The organism is Peribacillus saganii (genome assembly GCF_003429095.1).
Lineage (GTDB): Bacteria > Bacillota > Bacilli > Bacillales > DSM-1321 > Peribacillus > Peribacillus saganii.
Genome location: NZ_QVTE01000016.1, coordinates 136456 through 152342 on the forward strand (window position 1 = coordinate 136456; position 15887 = coordinate 152342).

A 15887-nucleotide genomic window follows, 5' to 3' on the forward strand; every position below is an offset into this window, starting at 1 on the left:
CAGGCAGATGCTTGGTTCCTTTTGTATCTTACCGAACATAGATAAGTTTTGTATCTTTCTCTTTCACGCTTCCAATGATCGCGGTGGACTTGATGCCCGCTTCCTTCATGTTAGCAACGTATTGCTCTGCTTCATACCTCGGCATGGAGATGAGTAAACCTCCAGCGGTAATTGCATCACACAAGATTAGCTGTTCTTCAACAGGCATAGATTCTGGATACTCTACGTCACCGGCCAGCCAGGAGTGATTGGATTTAGTGCCGCCGGGTACAACGCCACTCGCAGCGAGATCCCTTGTCCCATCAAGCAACGGGACATCCTGACTGTTGATTTCAATACTAACTTCACTGCCTTTAGCCATTTCACTTGCATGACCGAGCAGGCCAAACCCAGTGACATCTGTTACCGCAGTTGGATTGAACTTTGTCAACTGTTCAGCAGCAGTTTTGTTTAGCATTGCCATTGTTTCTGTAACTATTTTTTCCTGTTCAGCGGATGCTGCGTTCCTCTTGATTCCAGTAGTGATAATTCCAACACCAATTGGTTTTGTCAGCACAAGGGCGTCACCTGGCTTCGCTCCGACATTTTTCCACACCTTTTCCGGATGGACAATGCCTGTAACCGATAGCCCGAACTTTGGCTCCTGGTCATCGATGCTGTGGCCTCCGACCGTTACAGCACCTGCTTCATTGACCTTGTCAGCTGCCCCCTTAAGGATTTCTGCCAAGATTTCACCGCCAAGTTTTTTTATTGGAAAACCTACGATATTTAATGCAGTTTTTGGCTCTCCACCCATAGCGTACACGTCGCTTAATGCATTTGCTGCAGCGATTTGGCCGAACATATATGGATCATCCACAATTGGAGTGAAATAGTCGACTGTCTGAATCAGAGCGATAGAATCGGTGAGCTTATAAACTCCTGCGTCGTCGGAAGTATCGTGTCCAACGAGCAGTTCTGGTACTGGATCAAACTTTGGTAAATGGCGCAAAACTTGCGCCAGGTCCTCTGGACCAATTTTGCAGCCTCAACCAGCCTTTGTGGAAAGAGCGGTTAGACGGATATTTTCATTTTCTTTCATAATTTTTGGTCACCTCCAATGTTAGTATAGTTCATTTAACTATGTACATGCTAATATAGGCAACAAATTTGCTTTGGCTCCGCCATTCACATACAATGCAAGTGAGAAATTCGAGTGGGAGGTTATGCAGATGACTTATGATGTTAGAGTAGAATTTTGTATGATGTGAAACTACGCTCCAAAAGCTGCGAGTCTCGCAGAAGATTTATTCACCCGATTTAGAGGAAGTATTACTAAGATGGAATTGATTCCTTCGTCCGGTGGAGTTTTTGAAGTAACAATTAATGATGCGTTGATATATAGTAAAAAGGAAACAGGTGTTTTTCCAAAAAACAGGGATATCATTGCTAAAATGGAAGCATTAAATAATGAATAAATAAGAGAAAAAGATCGTGGACCAAAGCCACCCTTGGAAGGCCAGTCCGGTCTTTTTTTTTAATTAGAAGAAATTCTCGGAGTATCTGCAGTATTACCAAAAATTAATTTTGGAAGAGATGAAACATTACTTTCCACTATTACACAGGTTATATTATATTGCGTAGATATAGACAAGAAACTTCTTTTTTGATATACTATTTCTTGTCGTTGATATGCATATTGGTCGTCTATTTGGAGGATTAGCTCAGCTGGGAGAGCACCTGCCTTACAAGCAGGGGGTCGGCGGTTCGATCCCGTCATCCTCCACCATCTATATTTTTTAAAAGCCTGCGATTCGTATTTTTGAATCCTGTCATTCCAACTAATAAAATTTTGGGGCCTTAGCTCAGCTGGGAGAGCGCCTGCCTTGCACGCAGGAGGTCAGCGGTTCGATCCCGCTAGGCTCCACCAATAAAAAATATCAAATGATAATTAATAATGACCGTTAGATTAGCTGAGTAGAGAATTCATTTGCGATGTGGCGGTATTGGCAGACGTGCACGACTCAAAATCGTGTTCCGCAAGGAGTGTCGGTTCGACCCCGACCACCGGTATTCGTTTCATTATTCGCGGGTGTAGTTTAATGGTAAAACCTCAGCCTTCCAAGCTGATGTCGTGAGTTCGATTCTCATCACCCGCTCCAAATATGGGCCTATAGCTCAGCTGGTTAGAGCGCACGCCTGATAAGCGTGAGGTCGATGGTTCGAGTCCATTTAGGCCCACCATATAAAATTGTTCCGCAGTAGCTCAGTGGTAGAGCATTCGGCTGTTAACCGAACGGTCGTAGGTTCGAGTCCTACCTGCGGAGCCATTTTTTTTTTATGGGGAAGTACTCAAGAGGCTGAAGAGGCGCTCTTGATAGATTACGCAATGATAGTAAGAGTCCCAAAAACTTTTTCTTTAGTGTAAATCGTTGAGTATTCTTAATTATGATCCAAAATCATACATCACTTTTAATTTTTTACATAATTAACAAGGCAGCTATTTATATGGCTGTCTTTTCTTATATTGAATTTACATATTGGCCATTTCTTCTTATAAGAGCTTGCTTTGGTAAGAGACTATGGAGCATTGAAAACCGAGCGAATCAAAATGGTATAATGGAAAATAGTACATATCAAAATGGAGTGAATAATTTGAAGGAACTTCTTCGGCAGATCCCCCCAGTGCATGAGCTGCAAAAGCATAAGGAATTCATGGCGATTATGGGAGCGGAAAATGTAGATGAAAAAGCACTGACTGAACTTTTAAAAAACAAACTGAGTGAAATTCGTGTTTTGATAGCAAATGGTAATTGGTTCGGAAGCTTGCCGGGCACGTCAGACTTTACAATGTCGCTTTTTTCAGAACTTAAAAAAGATATCAAACAGCAATTTAATTACCGTTTGAAGAGAGTTATTAATGCTACTGGCACTGTCCTCCACACAAACCTTGGACGGGCACGGCTCAGTGAGGAAGCAATCAATCATGTTATAGAGACGGCCAGGAGTTACTCGAATCTGGAATATAAACTGGATGAAGGGGAACGCGGTTCCCGCCATAGCCATATTGAAGAATGGATTACCCGGATTACGGGGGCTGAAGCTGCAATGGTCGTAAATAATAATGCGGCCGCAGTTTATTTAGTCCTGCGGGCACTCGCTAAGGATAAGGAAGTAATTGTTTCTAGAGGCCAGCTGGTTGAAATCGGCGGTTCTTTTAGGATTTCTTCTATCATGGAGGAGAGCGGGGCAAAGCTTGTAGAGGTAGGAACTACTAATAAGACCCACTTATATGATTATGAGAATGCAATTAATCCTGAAACCGCGATCATTATGAAAGTCCATACGTCCAATTTTAAAACAATCGGTTTTACGGAGAGTGTCGAAACAGAGGAATTGGTTCATCTAAAGAGCAATCACTCGGGTGTCTTGTTTTACGAAGATTTAGGGAGCGGTGTTCTCTATGACCTGAAGAACGAGGGAGTAGGGGAAGAACCATTTGTCAGTGAAATCATCCAACAAGGGGCAGACCTGGTTTCCTTCAGCGGGGACAAGCTTCTTGGCGGACCGCAGGCAGGTATTATCGCTGGCAAGAAACAATACATTGAAATTCTGAAAAGGCATCAGCTTGCCAGAGTATTGCGCGTTGATAAAATGACGTTGGCCGCATTGGAGGGTACATTGGCATCCTATCTAAAAGGCAATTTTGCAAGGGAAAGCATTCCTGCAGTAAGGGATATTCTGCAAAGTGAAGAGATATTGGAAATGCGCGCACATTTGCTCTTATCAGGCATTCAAGTAATTGGAAAAGGGTTAACGGCTGAAATAATAAAAGACACTTCTGCCATTGGTGGCGGAACAATGCCGGGTGTAGAGATACCCACAATCGCAGTTGCTGTTCAGCATACCGGCACGTCTGCAGCATCACTGCATTCCAGGCTTCGAAAGGCAGATCCCCCAGTTGTTGCAAGAGTTAAAAATGAGTTGTTAATTCTGGATACACGGACTATTACAGATGAAGAAGCGGCAGAAATCATCACTGCCTTCGACAAAATATTTTAATACCTAAGAAAACCTTGTCTGGGTAACTTCAGACAAGGTTTTCTTTTGATTGAGAAATAGAAAATCTACGGTTACATTGTGTTCCCCCGGTTGTTATTCTGCCGCGAGTGGTTACGGTTTTTTACCTTATGCGACCCGCTTAGAGGAGCAGGCTGTGAAGAACTATGACCTTTTGATGGGTTATTGTTTACATCCTTACCTTTAATCTGCATGTGAATCCCTCCTCTGTATTCTTAACATGAGCTTTTCCCATGGCTATTATACGTTCTGTATAAATAACCGGGAAGTGCAGCAAGATAATGATATTAATGGAGTAAGGAGCTGATATAGTATGCCGTATCATAAAAATAAACAGCAGGCTTTCCAGGCGGCACAACAAGGGGTTAAGCAGGCATTGGATGCTTCTGAAATAGATGAGCATGATGTTAACTATGGATCAGAATTGAACCACCTCAAACAAGAAGTAAACGAGGCTTACCAGCAAATCGAAAATGCGATGGAAACAGCTTCAGAGCATCAGCAAAAACAGCTGGAACAGTTTCGGGACGATCTGGAGTCTATCGTTACGGATGTAAATGAAGAAGAATAATTAGGGTCTTGATTTTGGAAAAAGGGAAGAGGTTTGCGGAAAGCCTCCACACTAAGCAATGGAGAGTTCATTGCCAAATATACAACTAATCAATGCCCTGCAATGATTTTCTGCTGCCTTAACCAAAGGTGGCTTTTTCTTTGCTTATAATAGGTAAAATTTGATTATAAGAATGTAAAACACAAAGGGGGTAGATTTATCTTAAAGTAATAATCTTTTAGCTGAAACGAAATTTATAAAAAAATAATCAAGAACCAGGCACCAGAAAAAATGTTAATCATATATAGGTGATATCCCGTTTCAATTTGCTGAGGAGGATATAATGAAACCTATGTTACCTTTTGAAAAATATTTCGGTAAGTTAGAACTAGTTTATGCCTTTTATGGGGCTATGCCTACAGGTGTGAGTGTTTCGGAAACCGGCCGTATTTTTATTTGCTTTCCGAAATGGGGAGACGACGTGGAATTTACGGTCGCGGAAATTGTTCAGGGTAAGCTGCAGCCTTATCCTAGTTTAGAAACTAATTTGATAAACCCAGGGAACCTCACAATGTCTTTCATCAGTGTCCAAAGTGTAGTTGCTGATGGAAGGGGTACACTTTGGGTATTAGATACAGCGGCACCAAATTTTTCTGAGCCTATTAAAGGTGGGGCAAAATTAGTCGCTGTTGATCTAAAAACGAATACAATAAGAAAAGTTTATACCTTTACAGAAGATGTTGTCTTGCCAACAACTTATTTGAACGATGTCCGATTTGATTTTTGTGTTGGAAAAGCAGGTTATGCATATATAACGGATTCTTCTTCCAAAGGACCAGGAGCTATTATCGTCGTTGATTTAGAAAATGGAGACGCGTATAGACGGTTAAATGGAGCAAGATCAACTTCACCCGATCCCAATATGCTACCGAAAGTAGAGGGTGAAATATTGATGAATCGAAATAAGGATGGCTCAACTTTTCCATTTAGGTTGGCGTCTGACGGTATAGCCATTTCTCCCAATGGAAAGGTGTTATTTTATTGTCCACTTACCAGCCGTTATTTATTTTCGATATCAACAGAAGCTCTAAGAAACAGAAATATATCGGATATGGATTTACTTTATAATGTGGAGTATCGGGGAGAAAAAGGTGCGTCTGATGGTATGATCACTGATGCGAGAGGAAACATTTATGCTGGAGATTATGAAAATAACAGTATTCGAAAGATAATGCCAAATGGCACAATGGTAACTATCGCACATGATCCGAGAATTTTATGGCCGGATACTTTTTCGATCGGTCCGGATCAATACTTATATGTCATTGTGAACCAATTACATCGGCAAGCAAGATTTCATTATGGAAAAGACCTGCGACAAAAACCTTATAGTTTACTTCGCATGAAAATCGATGAATTACCTGCTCCTACCTTTTCATAATAAAAAATAGTTGAATAATAATTTTGCATTACAAGATATTCCAAAGGTTGTAAGCTTAGTGCTTTGCGTCCGTTGTATGTTTGTGAACGTAATATTCTCACTTCGGGGGTAAAGATAATGGAATTTTCTTTAAGTAGCCATGGAGCTCTGCCAGTAGAATTCACTTTAGAGTAGAACAATGGACGCTATATGATTCGAAAAATCGATACGAGCGGGGAAGCATTTAATAGTCCAGCTGAGCTGATTCAATAGTTGCGACGAATTTTACACAAGAGGAGTTTTGTAATCCTGCTGAATTCTGTGGAATGATTTCACAGCTATCCGAATATTTATTAGATTCTAGTTCATATGAATAATACTGGTTTTTTACCAGTTAACAGTTGCTGCCGTGGCGTCTTTTTCAGTAAAGGTAAGAGTGTGAAAAAATGTTAATAAACTTTTGTGCCTCTGTTGGAAACAGGGAGTTGTTGCGGCAGCTCTTTTTTCTTGTTATGCTAACGCAGTTTAGCGCAATTAGGAATGGTTTTTGTTAAAGTTGACATGGTAAAATTATATTATAGAAAAGATACAAGGGGCTAAATCAATGCGTAGTAATTTTGGTAAATACGATGTACCGCCTACACTCCAAAGATTAATCGACTTACAACATGTTCTTGTTGACCCTGAACTTGTTTATCTTGGTCTTAATTTTTACCCTTCTCTTGCAAACTACAGATATTTCAACACACCTTGTGATGTGGTCGTATTTGGAAATATGGGTGTAGATGGTGTTCATTATGGGTTCCTTACTGATTTTGGTACTGTAACTGATCTTGAGGCAGCTCCTATTGTTTGTGTTTGTCCTATGGATTTTGAACGTCCAACTCGTATAGTTGCAAACAATCTAACTGAATTTCTGAGAGTAAATTTGACTGACAGTGCACTATTCTATAACAAGTTTGATAGTGACGGTAATTATTTAGCAGCTCGAGAACAATGGGTGGAAGAGGCTTCTAACTCCCCATATCAACCATCTGAAAATGACAAATTAGTTCTGGAGAGAGTAACAAAGTTTTTAATGGAGAATCTCAAGTTTCCTATTATTGACAATGCGTATCTTTACGTTCAAAACGTCGATCAGGAGCGGCAAAAAAATGTAACGATCCAAACAGAGGATGGACTGGGCGTTACTACTCCACTTCTTAAAGGTGAAAAGTACATACCATTCCCGATTCAAAAACACGCAGAACCTGATTTGAAGTTGTTCAAGGAATACCTGTATTCCGCACCGGTTGCCTCACGACTTGCGTTATTTAGGGAGATTCAGCTTAATTATGTTTTGCAAGACCACCAAGAACTGCACGGAATAGTAATTGAGGCAATGATCAATATGGACCTTGCCGATGAAGCCAAACGATTATCCGAAGATATTTAAATATTAACCAACATAATGAGTACAAGCGTGTAAAGATGGCATAAAATTAGTTGATAAATTACGAACAGCCACCAACGAAGGTGGCTGTTCGATTGGTCCCAAAATCAACAACCTACAGAGGCTTTGTATAAACAAAATTAACTTCAACTGTGGGGAGAAGTTTATTAGAAGTTTTATAATTAAAGAATAATTATTATGAAGAGAGAAGCATAGCAGCTGTCTACCCTTTATATGTTGAAACACTTGCTGTAATATAGAAAAAATAACTTTGGTTTAACACTTGCATTTACATCAATCAAAGTTTACTCCTCGAATTCAACCATTTCTTCCAATTTTCCAGATCTCCTTTTAATCTATATTTTTGCATAGGTTCCGAAAGGAATTTTGCTCCAGCTCCACCGATGACAAAATCTATGTTTGTTCCTTTTGACAATAAGTCCGAGATGAAGGTTTCAACCTGACTGATGCTTTCTTCCATGGTTATCGAAATGCAGACTAGTTGCACATTGTTTAGGTGAATAAGCGGAAGAAGGCTCTCTGTAGGAGTGCTTTGGCCTAGAAATAGAACATCAATTCCTCTTCTTTTCAAGAAAAGGGAAAAGAGAAGCAAGCCGACATTATGCAGTTCTTCCGGGGCGCAAAGTGCTACAGCCTTTGGCTTCATCGGATCAGCGTACAAGTCATGAAAAAAGGGAAATATCCTTCTTTGCAGGAAGTTGCAAATAAAATGCTCCTGGGCAACACTTAGTTTACCATTCTCCCACTGGTACCCAACCCGGTGCAAAATTGGAGTAAATATATGATGAAAAACTTCTTCAAAATCGAACATGGAAAAACATAAGTTAATTTGCTTTGTGGCCTGCTCTGTCTGATACTCCGTTAAAAAGTTCAGGATCTCCTCAATATGTTCTTCGTAGCTGCTTCCTGTTATTGTCGATTCAACTTTCATTTCCTTTATTTCTTTGAGCAGGTCCATTGCTTGTCTGACGGTGATGCCTCTTTCGTCTTTTTGTTTTTTTATCCATATGATGTCTTCTATATTTTCTTTTGTATAATAACGTGCGCCACCCTGGGATCGCGAGGGATTGATTACTTTATATCTTCTCTCCCAGGATCTCAAAGTTACTTCTGGTACACCCGTTAATTCCGATACTTTCTTGATGCCAAACAATAGAAATCCTCTTTTCTGTACAGTCAATGAATAAACTACGACTATAGTATATCAAAAAATTAAAAAGATAAAAAAATAGATTGTGCAACAGTTGTGCAACAGTTATTCTGAAGTTATGCAATTAATTATATATCCTAAAGAAAACAGAAAGGAGAGGACATATTAAGCAGAGGAAAAGTCATCATTTTATAAAAAAGAGCAGAAGCTGGGAGGAAGGTTTATGCTTCTCAGCTAACGGTGGCTGCAGAAGCTGTTGAAACGAAAGAACAGCTGGAATTACTAATCGACCTAAAAAGTATAATCTGTATAACTATAACATTTAAGGTGGATCTCTTATGAAGTACATAAAGAATTTAATGATGTTATATTTTTCTGGTTTTGTTATTTTAATTTCGCTTATCACCCATTTTTTACATAGAAGTATGGGATTTTTGGATGATTATGTTGTGTTGAATACGGCGATTGCAGAGCGCGACAGCTTCCACCTCATCCTTAATGTTTTATTAATAATACCTATATTGCTATGGACAGTTTCTTTTGTGTATTACCGAAATCAAAAAACGCATGATCGAATTCCTTTGTTTCTTACACTGTCTTTAACTTTTTCAAGCATATCCATCATTGCAGGTGGGGATGGATTAGTTGAATATCATTTCTCGATCTTTATGGTTATTGCAAGTCTAGCGTATTTTAATTCTATTAACTTAATTCTAGTTAGTACGATAATTTTTGCGATTCACCATTTAGGCTGTTACTTTGCGTTCCCTGAACTGATATGTGGAACGAGCAATTACAAATTCTCCTTGCTGCTTATACACGCAGTATTCCTACTATTCACAAGTGCCGCAACGATCATCCAAATTTATGTGAAACAAAGAGAAACAGCATCACTTCAAAAAGAAAACTCAACCCAGAAAACGCTTATTGAAGAGATGATGAAAAATATACGCGATACCTCAAGCCAAGTACTACAAAGTGTTGAACAAATTAAAAATGGCTCACAAGAGTCGGCCTATGCCAGCCATAACATTACCAGTTCAATCCTAGAAATGGCATCCGGGTCAGATAAACAGTTTCAACGGTCGGCAGAAAGCAACGAGCTGCTGAACCGGATGATTGTTGATGTGAACAAAATGGCAAGTAAATACAAAATCCTTAGTGATAGTTCGTACGAAACGACAGAAGAGGCAAGGAAAGGGCAAGAGTCAATACAAGCGACTATACAGCAAATGGAAAGAATTACACACTCAGTAGAAGAAATATCTGGCAGAGTTCAAAAGCTAGGTGAACGATCAAAAAGAATTGAAGATATCTTGACGGTAATATCCAGTATAGCAAGCCAAACGAATCTATTGGCGCTTAATGCTGCGATTGAATCAGCCAGAGCAGGAGAAGCAGGAAAAGGTTTTGCAGTAGTAGCTGCGGAAGTTAGAAAGCTTGCCAATCAGGCAGAAGAGTCAGCAGGAGAAATTTCAGCTTTAATTATTGAAATGCATAAGGAAACCCAATCAGTGATTCACTCAATGGAAAATGGTGCAAACGAAGTGAAATATGGAATAAAGATCGTCACAGAAACAGGCCTTGTTTTCGAAGACATCCTTCAGTCTACCAATCAAGTGACTAATAAAATTAAAGAAGTGTCTACCATTTCTAACGGCCTGGTCATTAAATCTGCTCAAGTTGCTGAAGCAATGAATGAGGTAATGCTGATTACGGAGGAAGCCAATGCAAATGCCGAAAGTATATCTGCTGCGTCCGAAGAACAGTTGGCGACGATAGAAAATATGGAAAAAACCACAGAAACCCTTAGTAACCTTGCTGAAAAACTGGATGAATTGCTTGAAGAAGTCTACCGGAAAAATTAAAGTGAACAAATAGGCTTTTGGATATAAATCTGCACAAGGGAAAAATAGTACGGGGCTTATCCTATTACCTGTTTAGATCTTAAGAGAGCTTTATGAAAAAGGTATTCAACTATCGATACAGCGATAGCTGAGAAGAATGATGCTTCAACTGCCTTTCCTTGGTATCCTGCAGCTCGACTGGTTATCCAAATAACCATGAATGCTAGACCAAAATCAATTATTGTTGCTGTTATGTTGCTTGTTTTAGGTAAAACATATAAATCACCTACTATGAATCCTATGATCGTTAAAAATATTGAAATTGAGAGAACTGAACCAAAACTGTGAGCATAAAACAAAGCAAGGATAATAGCAAGAACAGATAAAACTGAAATGAACTTAACAAATAAAGCCGTTGATCGTGGCATAAACTCAACTCCTTTTTCGCTTATTCTGCGGTAGTTACAATTAATTATTCCCTAACGAAGCAAATAAATGATCAGTTTTGCCGGCAGGGGGTAATTCTATGTCATACCAATATAAGCGCCACAACGCTAAGGGAGACAAATAACTATTTCCTGACTTATACGCAAAGCATTAGGATTTTATCAAATATTTGCATTTGATTAATTCTGGAATTGATCTTTAACAAGATAAGTTTTTGATTTATCCCATGTGTTTGAAAGGACAAGACCCTAGACACTATGAAATTCCAAAACACGTATGATATACCATAAATTCAGGAGTAAGCGATTTCCAAATATATTTCCTTTTCAAGGGTATACTCTTTATGACGATGTGTGGTTATAAAATATACTGTTATCAAATTCGACCATAAAATTATTAACCATAATGTAGAAAGAGGGGGGAAGCTGTTTGCAATGCCCGCAATGTGTTTACTCCAATCCAGAGGGAGTGAAGTTCTGTTTAAACTGCGGAGAAAACTTTAATAAAAATAACGCACAAGTCGATGACAAGAGCTTTTTTTATGAGTTTGCCCATTATGTAGATATGATTCCGAAATTTGAACGAACGATTGAGCCGAAATTTCAAAACATATTTTCGCGTGTTTTTCGTAATCATAGTGAACTGGAAGCGGAACGGCTTTTTATCGTAGGGACCGCGCTTACGACACCCAAAATTTCGGAAGTTAAAGAAACATGGCCAAAGCCTTGGCTTTTTGCAAGGGTGTTTGTCATTGCGCTTCTGGCATTCGCAGGTTTTTATATAGGCGTGAGCTATTTTAGAAATGTGAATTTTATACCTGGACTTATTATCGTTGGTTCTTTTGCTGTTCCGTTTACAACGTTAATCTTCTTCTGGGAGATGAATGCACCGCAAAATATTCCCATTTATCGAGTTATTTATGTGGTGCTCATCGGCGGGATTCTCTCCATGTTAGTCGCACTGATGTTTTTCGACATTCTGAAAAACAATATCAATCCAATTACGATAGGTATTGCTGAGGAGCTTGCCAAAGCGGTAACAGTTATTACATTTGTTCGATACAGAAAATACAAATATATCCTAAACGGACTTCTTATTGGTGCTGCTATTGGAGCGGGTTTTGCAGCGTTCGAAACAGCAGGGTATGCTCTTAGGGCATTGCTTTCCGGAGACGGCAGAAATCTCTACAACACGATCCTTTGGCGGGGGATTTTTGCTCCTGGCGGCCATGTTGCCTGGGCGGCTCTGACAGGTGCAGCATTCTGCAGAGTACACGGGGACCATCCTTTTAAAATTAACATGCTATTCCGTTTAAAATTTTTACGTGTCTTTATGTTGGTTGTTGTGATACATGCTTTATGGAACACCCCTATACAAGGAATGTTTCCTTATGGGCATATTTTTTTAATGGGAGCTTCATGGATCGCTGTTTTTCTATTCATACGTGCCGGTCTTAAGGAGATAGGGGAAAGAAAAGTAAAGTTTCAGGAGTAGGGGAGATTTCTTCTGCTCCATTTTATATTGGGCCAGCATTTTTTTATTACCTGGAAAAAGACTCATAACTTAGTCTCTAAGTGTAGACAGTTAGGTATCGGGCCGAAAGCCAACCCGATGATAGGGAGTCGGATAGCAGCAGTAGTATCAATGAAGTTGGGTAATGCCTACGGACAGAAGGGCTAGCTGCCAGTTATCACCCTTACAAAAGGTATTGTCCTGTTCCAGTATGACGTTTGTATATTTAAAAGCTCAGCTTAATTAAGAAACAACCACAGGAATACCGGAACATTACACACGGAGTTAGAATGAGGATGTAGCATAGGAGGGGCAATTAGGAACCCTGATTTATCAATTATATTTGCCAGCTCTTTGGAAAAACACTTTTTCACAATAATAACTGGTGTAGGCAGAGTTTTTGATTAAATAAAAAGGAGAAAATAGAAAACGGTAACGGAAAGGGGTTCCATTACTTTGCATAATTTTATAATAAGAAAAACTTATAAAAAACAATAACTTTCTTGTTATTTACTTATAGTATAAGTTGTATTACTATTAATTTGTGAGGAAAGTTCGGAGAAGATTCAAACTTTTCGACAAAATTAAGCAAATTCTTTATATTAATTGTATGGGCATGGTTCTTTATGATTCATAGACTCATATAAACCACGTTTTACTTTTCATGGCCGGGAACTGTTCCCGACTGATCAAGAGGGGGAGAATTTGAATGGCAAAAGATGTTATCGCCAAGAATGATGTGTACCAGGCGCGCAATTTTTTTGAAGCGAACGGTAAACGCTATCACTACTACAAATTAGATGCTTTAGAAAAAGCAGGTCTAGGCAAAGTATCAACATTGCCTTATTCCATTAGAGTATTGCTTGAAGCTGTTCTTCGTCAGGTTGACGGCAAAGTAATCACTAAAGAACATGTTGAAAATTTGGCAAAATGGGGCACCCCAGCTGTACAGGAAATCGATGTTCCTTTTAAGCCTTCCCGTGTAATCCTTCAGGACTTCACAGGCGTACCAGCTGTTGTGGACCTTGCATCTCTTAGAAATGCAATGGCAGCCATTGGCGGAGACCCGGACAAAATCAATCCGGATATTCCTGTTGACCTGGTTATTGACCACTCCGTGCAGGTAGATAAAGCTGGAACTCCTGATTCATTGGCAGTTAACATGGATCTTGAATTTGAACGTAACACTGAGCGCTACCAGTTCTTAAGCTGGGCTCAAAAGTCTTTCAATAACTATCGCGCGGTACCGCCTGCAACTGGTATTGTCCACCAGGTCAACCTTGAGTATCTTGCGAATGTTGTTCACTCTGTAGAAACTCCAACTGGCGATGTAGAAGTATTCCCAGATACTGTTTTCGGAACAGATTCACATACAACCATGATCAATGGTATTGGTGTTTTAGGATGGGGTGTCGGCGGTATTGAGGCAGAAGCAGGTATGCTTGGCCAGCCTTCATACTTCCCGGTTCCTGAAGTTATTGGGGTTAAACTAACTGGTGAACTCCCGAACGGCACAACAGCAACTGACCTTGCTCTGAAAGTGACTCAGGTTCTCCGCAGCAAGGGTGTTGTAGGAAAGTTTGTTGAATTCTTTGGACCAGGAGTTGCGCTTCTGCCGCTTGCAGACCGTGCGACGATTGCCAACATGGCTCCTGAATACGGCGCAACATGCGGATTTTTCCCTGTTGATGAGGAAGCAATCAACTATCTTCGCCTGACTGGCCGCGATGCAGAGCAAATTACTGTTGTGGAAGAATACAGCAAAGCTAACGGATTATTTTACACTCCAGATTTAGAGGATCCAACATATACAGATGTAGTGGAAATAAACCTGTCTGAAATTGAGCCAAATCTCTCAGGTCCAAAGCGTCCACAGGATTTAATTCCACTTTCTCAAATGAAGACAGCTTTTAACACAGCACTTACTGCTCCAATGGGCAACCAAGGCTTTGGTCTTAACGCAAAAGAAATTGATAAAGAAGTATCCGTTAAATTTGCGGATGGCCGTGAGACAACAATGAAAACAGGTGCGATTGCGATTGCTGCAATCACAAGCTGTACAAATACTTCAAATCCTTATGTAATGCTTGGTGCGGGACTAGTTGCTAAAAAGGCTGTTGAAAAAGGACTTTCAGTTCCAGCTTTTGTTAAAACATCTTTAGCTCCAGGTTCAAAAGTAGTATCAGGATATCTCCGTGATTCCGGTCTTCTTCCTTACATGGAACATCTTGGATTTAACCTTGTCGGCTATGGCTGTACTACTTGTATTGGTAACTCAGGACCATTAGCTGATGAAATCGAGGCAGCTGTTGCTAACGCTGACCTTCTTGTAACATCAGTACTTTCCGGAAATCGTAACTTTGAAGGACGTATTCACCCATTGGTGAAAGCAAACTATCTTGCATCACCGCCTTTAGTTGTAGCATATGCTCTTGCTGGAACTGTTGATTTCGACCTTCAAAACGACTCACTTGGAAAAGATAAAGAAGGTAACGATGTTTACTTGAATGATATTTGGCCGACAACTGAAGAAGTAAATGAAGTGGTACAGAAGACAGTAACTCCTGACTTGTTCCGCAAAGAATATGAAACAGTTTTCAATGATAACGCCCGCTGGAATGAAATCCAGACAAGCAATGAGGCTTTATATAAGTTCGACAGCAACTCAACTTATATCCAAAACCCGCCATTCTTTGAAGGTTTATCTCCAGAGCCAGGTGAAGTCAGCGCCCTTACAGGCCTTCGTGTAGTCGGTAAATTCGGGGATTCCGTAACAACTGACCACATCTCTCCAGCTGGAGCAATCGGCAAGAATACTCCTGCAGGCAGATACTTGCTTGAAAATGGTGTTGAGCCTCGTGATTTCAACTCATACGGATCACGCCGTGGTAACCACGAAGTTATGATGCGCGGTACATTCGCAAATATCCGTATTCGTAACCAAATTGCACCAGGTACAGAAGGCGGCGTAACAACGTACTGGCCGACAGGCGAAGTTATGGCGATTTACGATGCGTGCATGAAGTACAAAGCAGACGGAACTGGACTTGTTGTGCTTGCTGGCAAGGACTACGGAATGGGAAGCTCCCGTGACTGGGCTGCTAAAGGTACTAACCTGCTTGGCATTAAGACAGTTATCGCTGAAAGCTTTGAACGGATCCACCGCTCTAACCTTGTATTAATGGGTGTGCTTCCACTTCAATTTAAAGCAGGCGAAAGCGCTGAAACACTTGGATTGACTGGTAAAGAAGCCATTGATGTCAATATCACTGAAAATGTTAAGCCTCGCGATATCGTTACTGTTACGGCAACTGACGAGCAGGGCAACAAAAAAGAGTTTGAAGCACTTGTACGCTTCGACAGTGAAATTGAAATCGACTACTACCGTCATGGCGGTATCCTTCAAATGGTTTTACGCGACAAGCTAAAAGCATAATTTTACACAGAAA

Annotated in this window: 11 protein-coding genes, 6 tRNA genes and 1 pseudogene; 14 read left to right on the forward strand and 4 right to left on the reverse strand. The window is 40.2% G+C overall.

Translation table 11 applies throughout. The annotated features are described in order from the left end of the window. Positions 1–28: 28 nt before the first annotated feature. Positions 29–1081 carry a selenide, water dikinase SelD gene (selD, locus tag D0469_RS07310; RefSeq protein WP_117325979.1) on the reverse strand — a complete coding sequence of 351 codons (1053 nt, stop codon included), beginning with the start codon at positions 1079–1081 and terminating at the stop codon, positions 29–31. 181 nt (positions 1082–1262) lie between these two features. On the opposite strand from selD, the pseudogene D0469_RS07315 reads away from it, so the two are divergent. The 8 genes and pseudogenes from D0469_RS07315 to selA all read left to right on the forward strand — a co-directional run. Then, positions 1263–1457: pseudogene (locus D0469_RS07315) on the forward strand (Rdx family protein); the annotation flags it as partial. Between the two features lie 235 nt (positions 1458–1692). Continuing rightward, positions 1693–1768, forward strand: a tRNA-Val gene (locus tag D0469_RS07320). Between the two features lie 65 nt (positions 1769–1833). Beyond that, a tRNA-Ala gene (locus D0469_RS07325) sits at positions 1834–1909 on the forward strand. A gap of 63 nt (positions 1910–1972) precedes the next feature. Beyond that, a tRNA-Leu gene (locus tag D0469_RS07330) sits at positions 1973–2052 on the forward strand. 15 nt (positions 2053–2067) lie between these two features. Beyond that, positions 2068–2141 (forward strand) — tRNA-Gly (locus D0469_RS07335). A gap of 5 nt (positions 2142–2146) precedes the next feature. After that, positions 2147–2223: transfer RNA gene (locus D0469_RS07340), tRNA-Ile, on the forward strand. A gap of 11 nt (positions 2224–2234) precedes the next feature. After that, positions 2235–2309 (forward strand) — tRNA-Asn (locus D0469_RS07345). A gap of 325 nt (positions 2310–2634) precedes the next feature. After that, complete coding sequence (selA, locus tag D0469_RS07350; protein ID WP_117326034.1) at positions 2635–4041, forward strand: L-seryl-tRNA(Sec) selenium transferase; 1407 nt, start codon at positions 2635–2637, stop codon at positions 4039–4041. A gap of 71 nt (positions 4042–4112) precedes the next feature. Here the strand turns inward: selA and D0469_RS07355 are convergent, their stop codons facing one another. Beyond that, complete coding sequence (locus D0469_RS07355) at positions 4113–4253, reverse strand: small acid-soluble spore protein P (RefSeq protein WP_117325981.1); 141 nt, start codon at positions 4251–4253, stop codon at positions 4113–4115. 119 nt (positions 4254–4372) lie between these two features. On the opposite strand from D0469_RS07355, the gene D0469_RS07360 reads away from it, so the two are divergent. From D0469_RS07360 to D0469_RS07375, 3 genes are all read left to right on the forward strand, one after another. Next, a complete protein-coding gene (locus tag D0469_RS07360; protein WP_117325982.1) occupies positions 4373–4630 on the forward strand; it encodes a hypothetical protein in 258 nt (85 codons plus the stop codon). A 322-nt stretch (positions 4631–4952) separates the two neighbouring features. Beyond that, the gene (locus D0469_RS07365) at positions 4953–6050 is read left to right on the forward strand and encodes an L-dopachrome tautomerase-related protein (protein ID WP_117325983.1); all 1098 of its coding nucleotides are present in this window, start codon (positions 4953–4955) and stop codon (positions 6048–6050) included. A 583-nt stretch (positions 6051–6633) separates the two neighbouring features. Then, positions 6634–7464, forward strand: coding sequence for a hypothetical protein (locus tag D0469_RS07375; protein WP_117325984.1), 831 nt, complete (start codon positions 6634–6636; stop codon positions 7462–7464). A 295-nt stretch (positions 7465–7759) separates the two neighbouring features. Here D0469_RS07375 and D0469_RS07380 read toward each other — a convergent pair whose 3' ends face one another. Beyond that, positions 7760–8635 (reverse strand): MerR family transcriptional regulator, encoded by an 876-nt coding sequence (locus D0469_RS07380; protein WP_142919172.1) that lies wholly within the window; start codon positions 8633–8635, stop codon positions 7760–7762. Between the two features lie 335 nt (positions 8636–8970). On the opposite strand from D0469_RS07380, the gene D0469_RS07385 reads away from it, so the two are divergent. Further along, the gene (locus tag D0469_RS07385; protein WP_117325986.1) at positions 8971–10500 is read left to right on the forward strand and encodes a methyl-accepting chemotaxis protein; all 1530 of its coding nucleotides are present in this window, start codon (positions 8971–8973) and stop codon (positions 10498–10500) included. Between the two features lie 56 nt (positions 10501–10556). Here the strand turns inward: D0469_RS07385 and D0469_RS07390 are convergent, their stop codons facing one another. Next, entirely contained in the window at positions 10557–10907 is a 351-nt protein-coding gene (locus tag D0469_RS07390) for a DUF2512 family protein (RefSeq protein WP_117325987.1), read from the reverse strand. A gap of 448 nt (positions 10908–11355) precedes the next feature. On the opposite strand from D0469_RS07390, the gene D0469_RS07395 reads away from it, so the two are divergent. Continuing rightward, positions 11356–12420, forward strand: a complete 1065-nt coding sequence (locus D0469_RS07395) for a PrsW family intramembrane metalloprotease (protein ID WP_117325988.1) — start codon at positions 11356–11358, stop codon at positions 12418–12420. A 742-nt stretch (positions 12421–13162) separates the two neighbouring features. Then, positions 13163–15874, forward strand: a complete 2712-nt coding sequence (acnA, locus tag D0469_RS07400; protein ID WP_117326035.1) for an aconitate hydratase AcnA — start codon at positions 13163–13165, stop codon at positions 15872–15874. The last annotated feature ends 13 nt before the right edge of the window (positions 15875–15887 follow it).

Bases quoted from the DNA above. Each gene is read 5' to 3' on its own strand.
- D0469_RS07375 (WP_117325984.1), top strand. From the start codon at position 6,634: ATGCGTAGTAATTTTGGTAAATACGATGTACCGCCTACACTCCAAAGA.
- D0469_RS07385 (WP_117325986.1), top strand. From the start codon at position 8,971: ATGAAGTACATAAAGAATTTAATGATGTTATATTTTTCTGGTTTTGTT.
- D0469_RS07355 (WP_117325981.1), bottom strand. From the start codon at position 4,253: ATGCAGATTAAAGGTAAGGATGTAAACAATAACCCATCAAAAGGTCAT.
- D0469_RS07360 (WP_117325982.1), top strand. From the start codon at position 4,373: ATGCCGTATCATAAAAATAAACAGCAGGCTTTCCAGGCGGCACAACAA.
- D0469_RS07390 (WP_117325987.1), bottom strand. From the start codon at position 10,907: ATGCCACGATCAACGGCTTTATTTGTTAAGTTCATTTCAGTTTTATCT.
- D0469_RS07365 (WP_117325983.1), top strand. From the start codon at position 4,953: ATGAAACCTATGTTACCTTTTGAAAAATATTTCGGTAAGTTAGAACTA.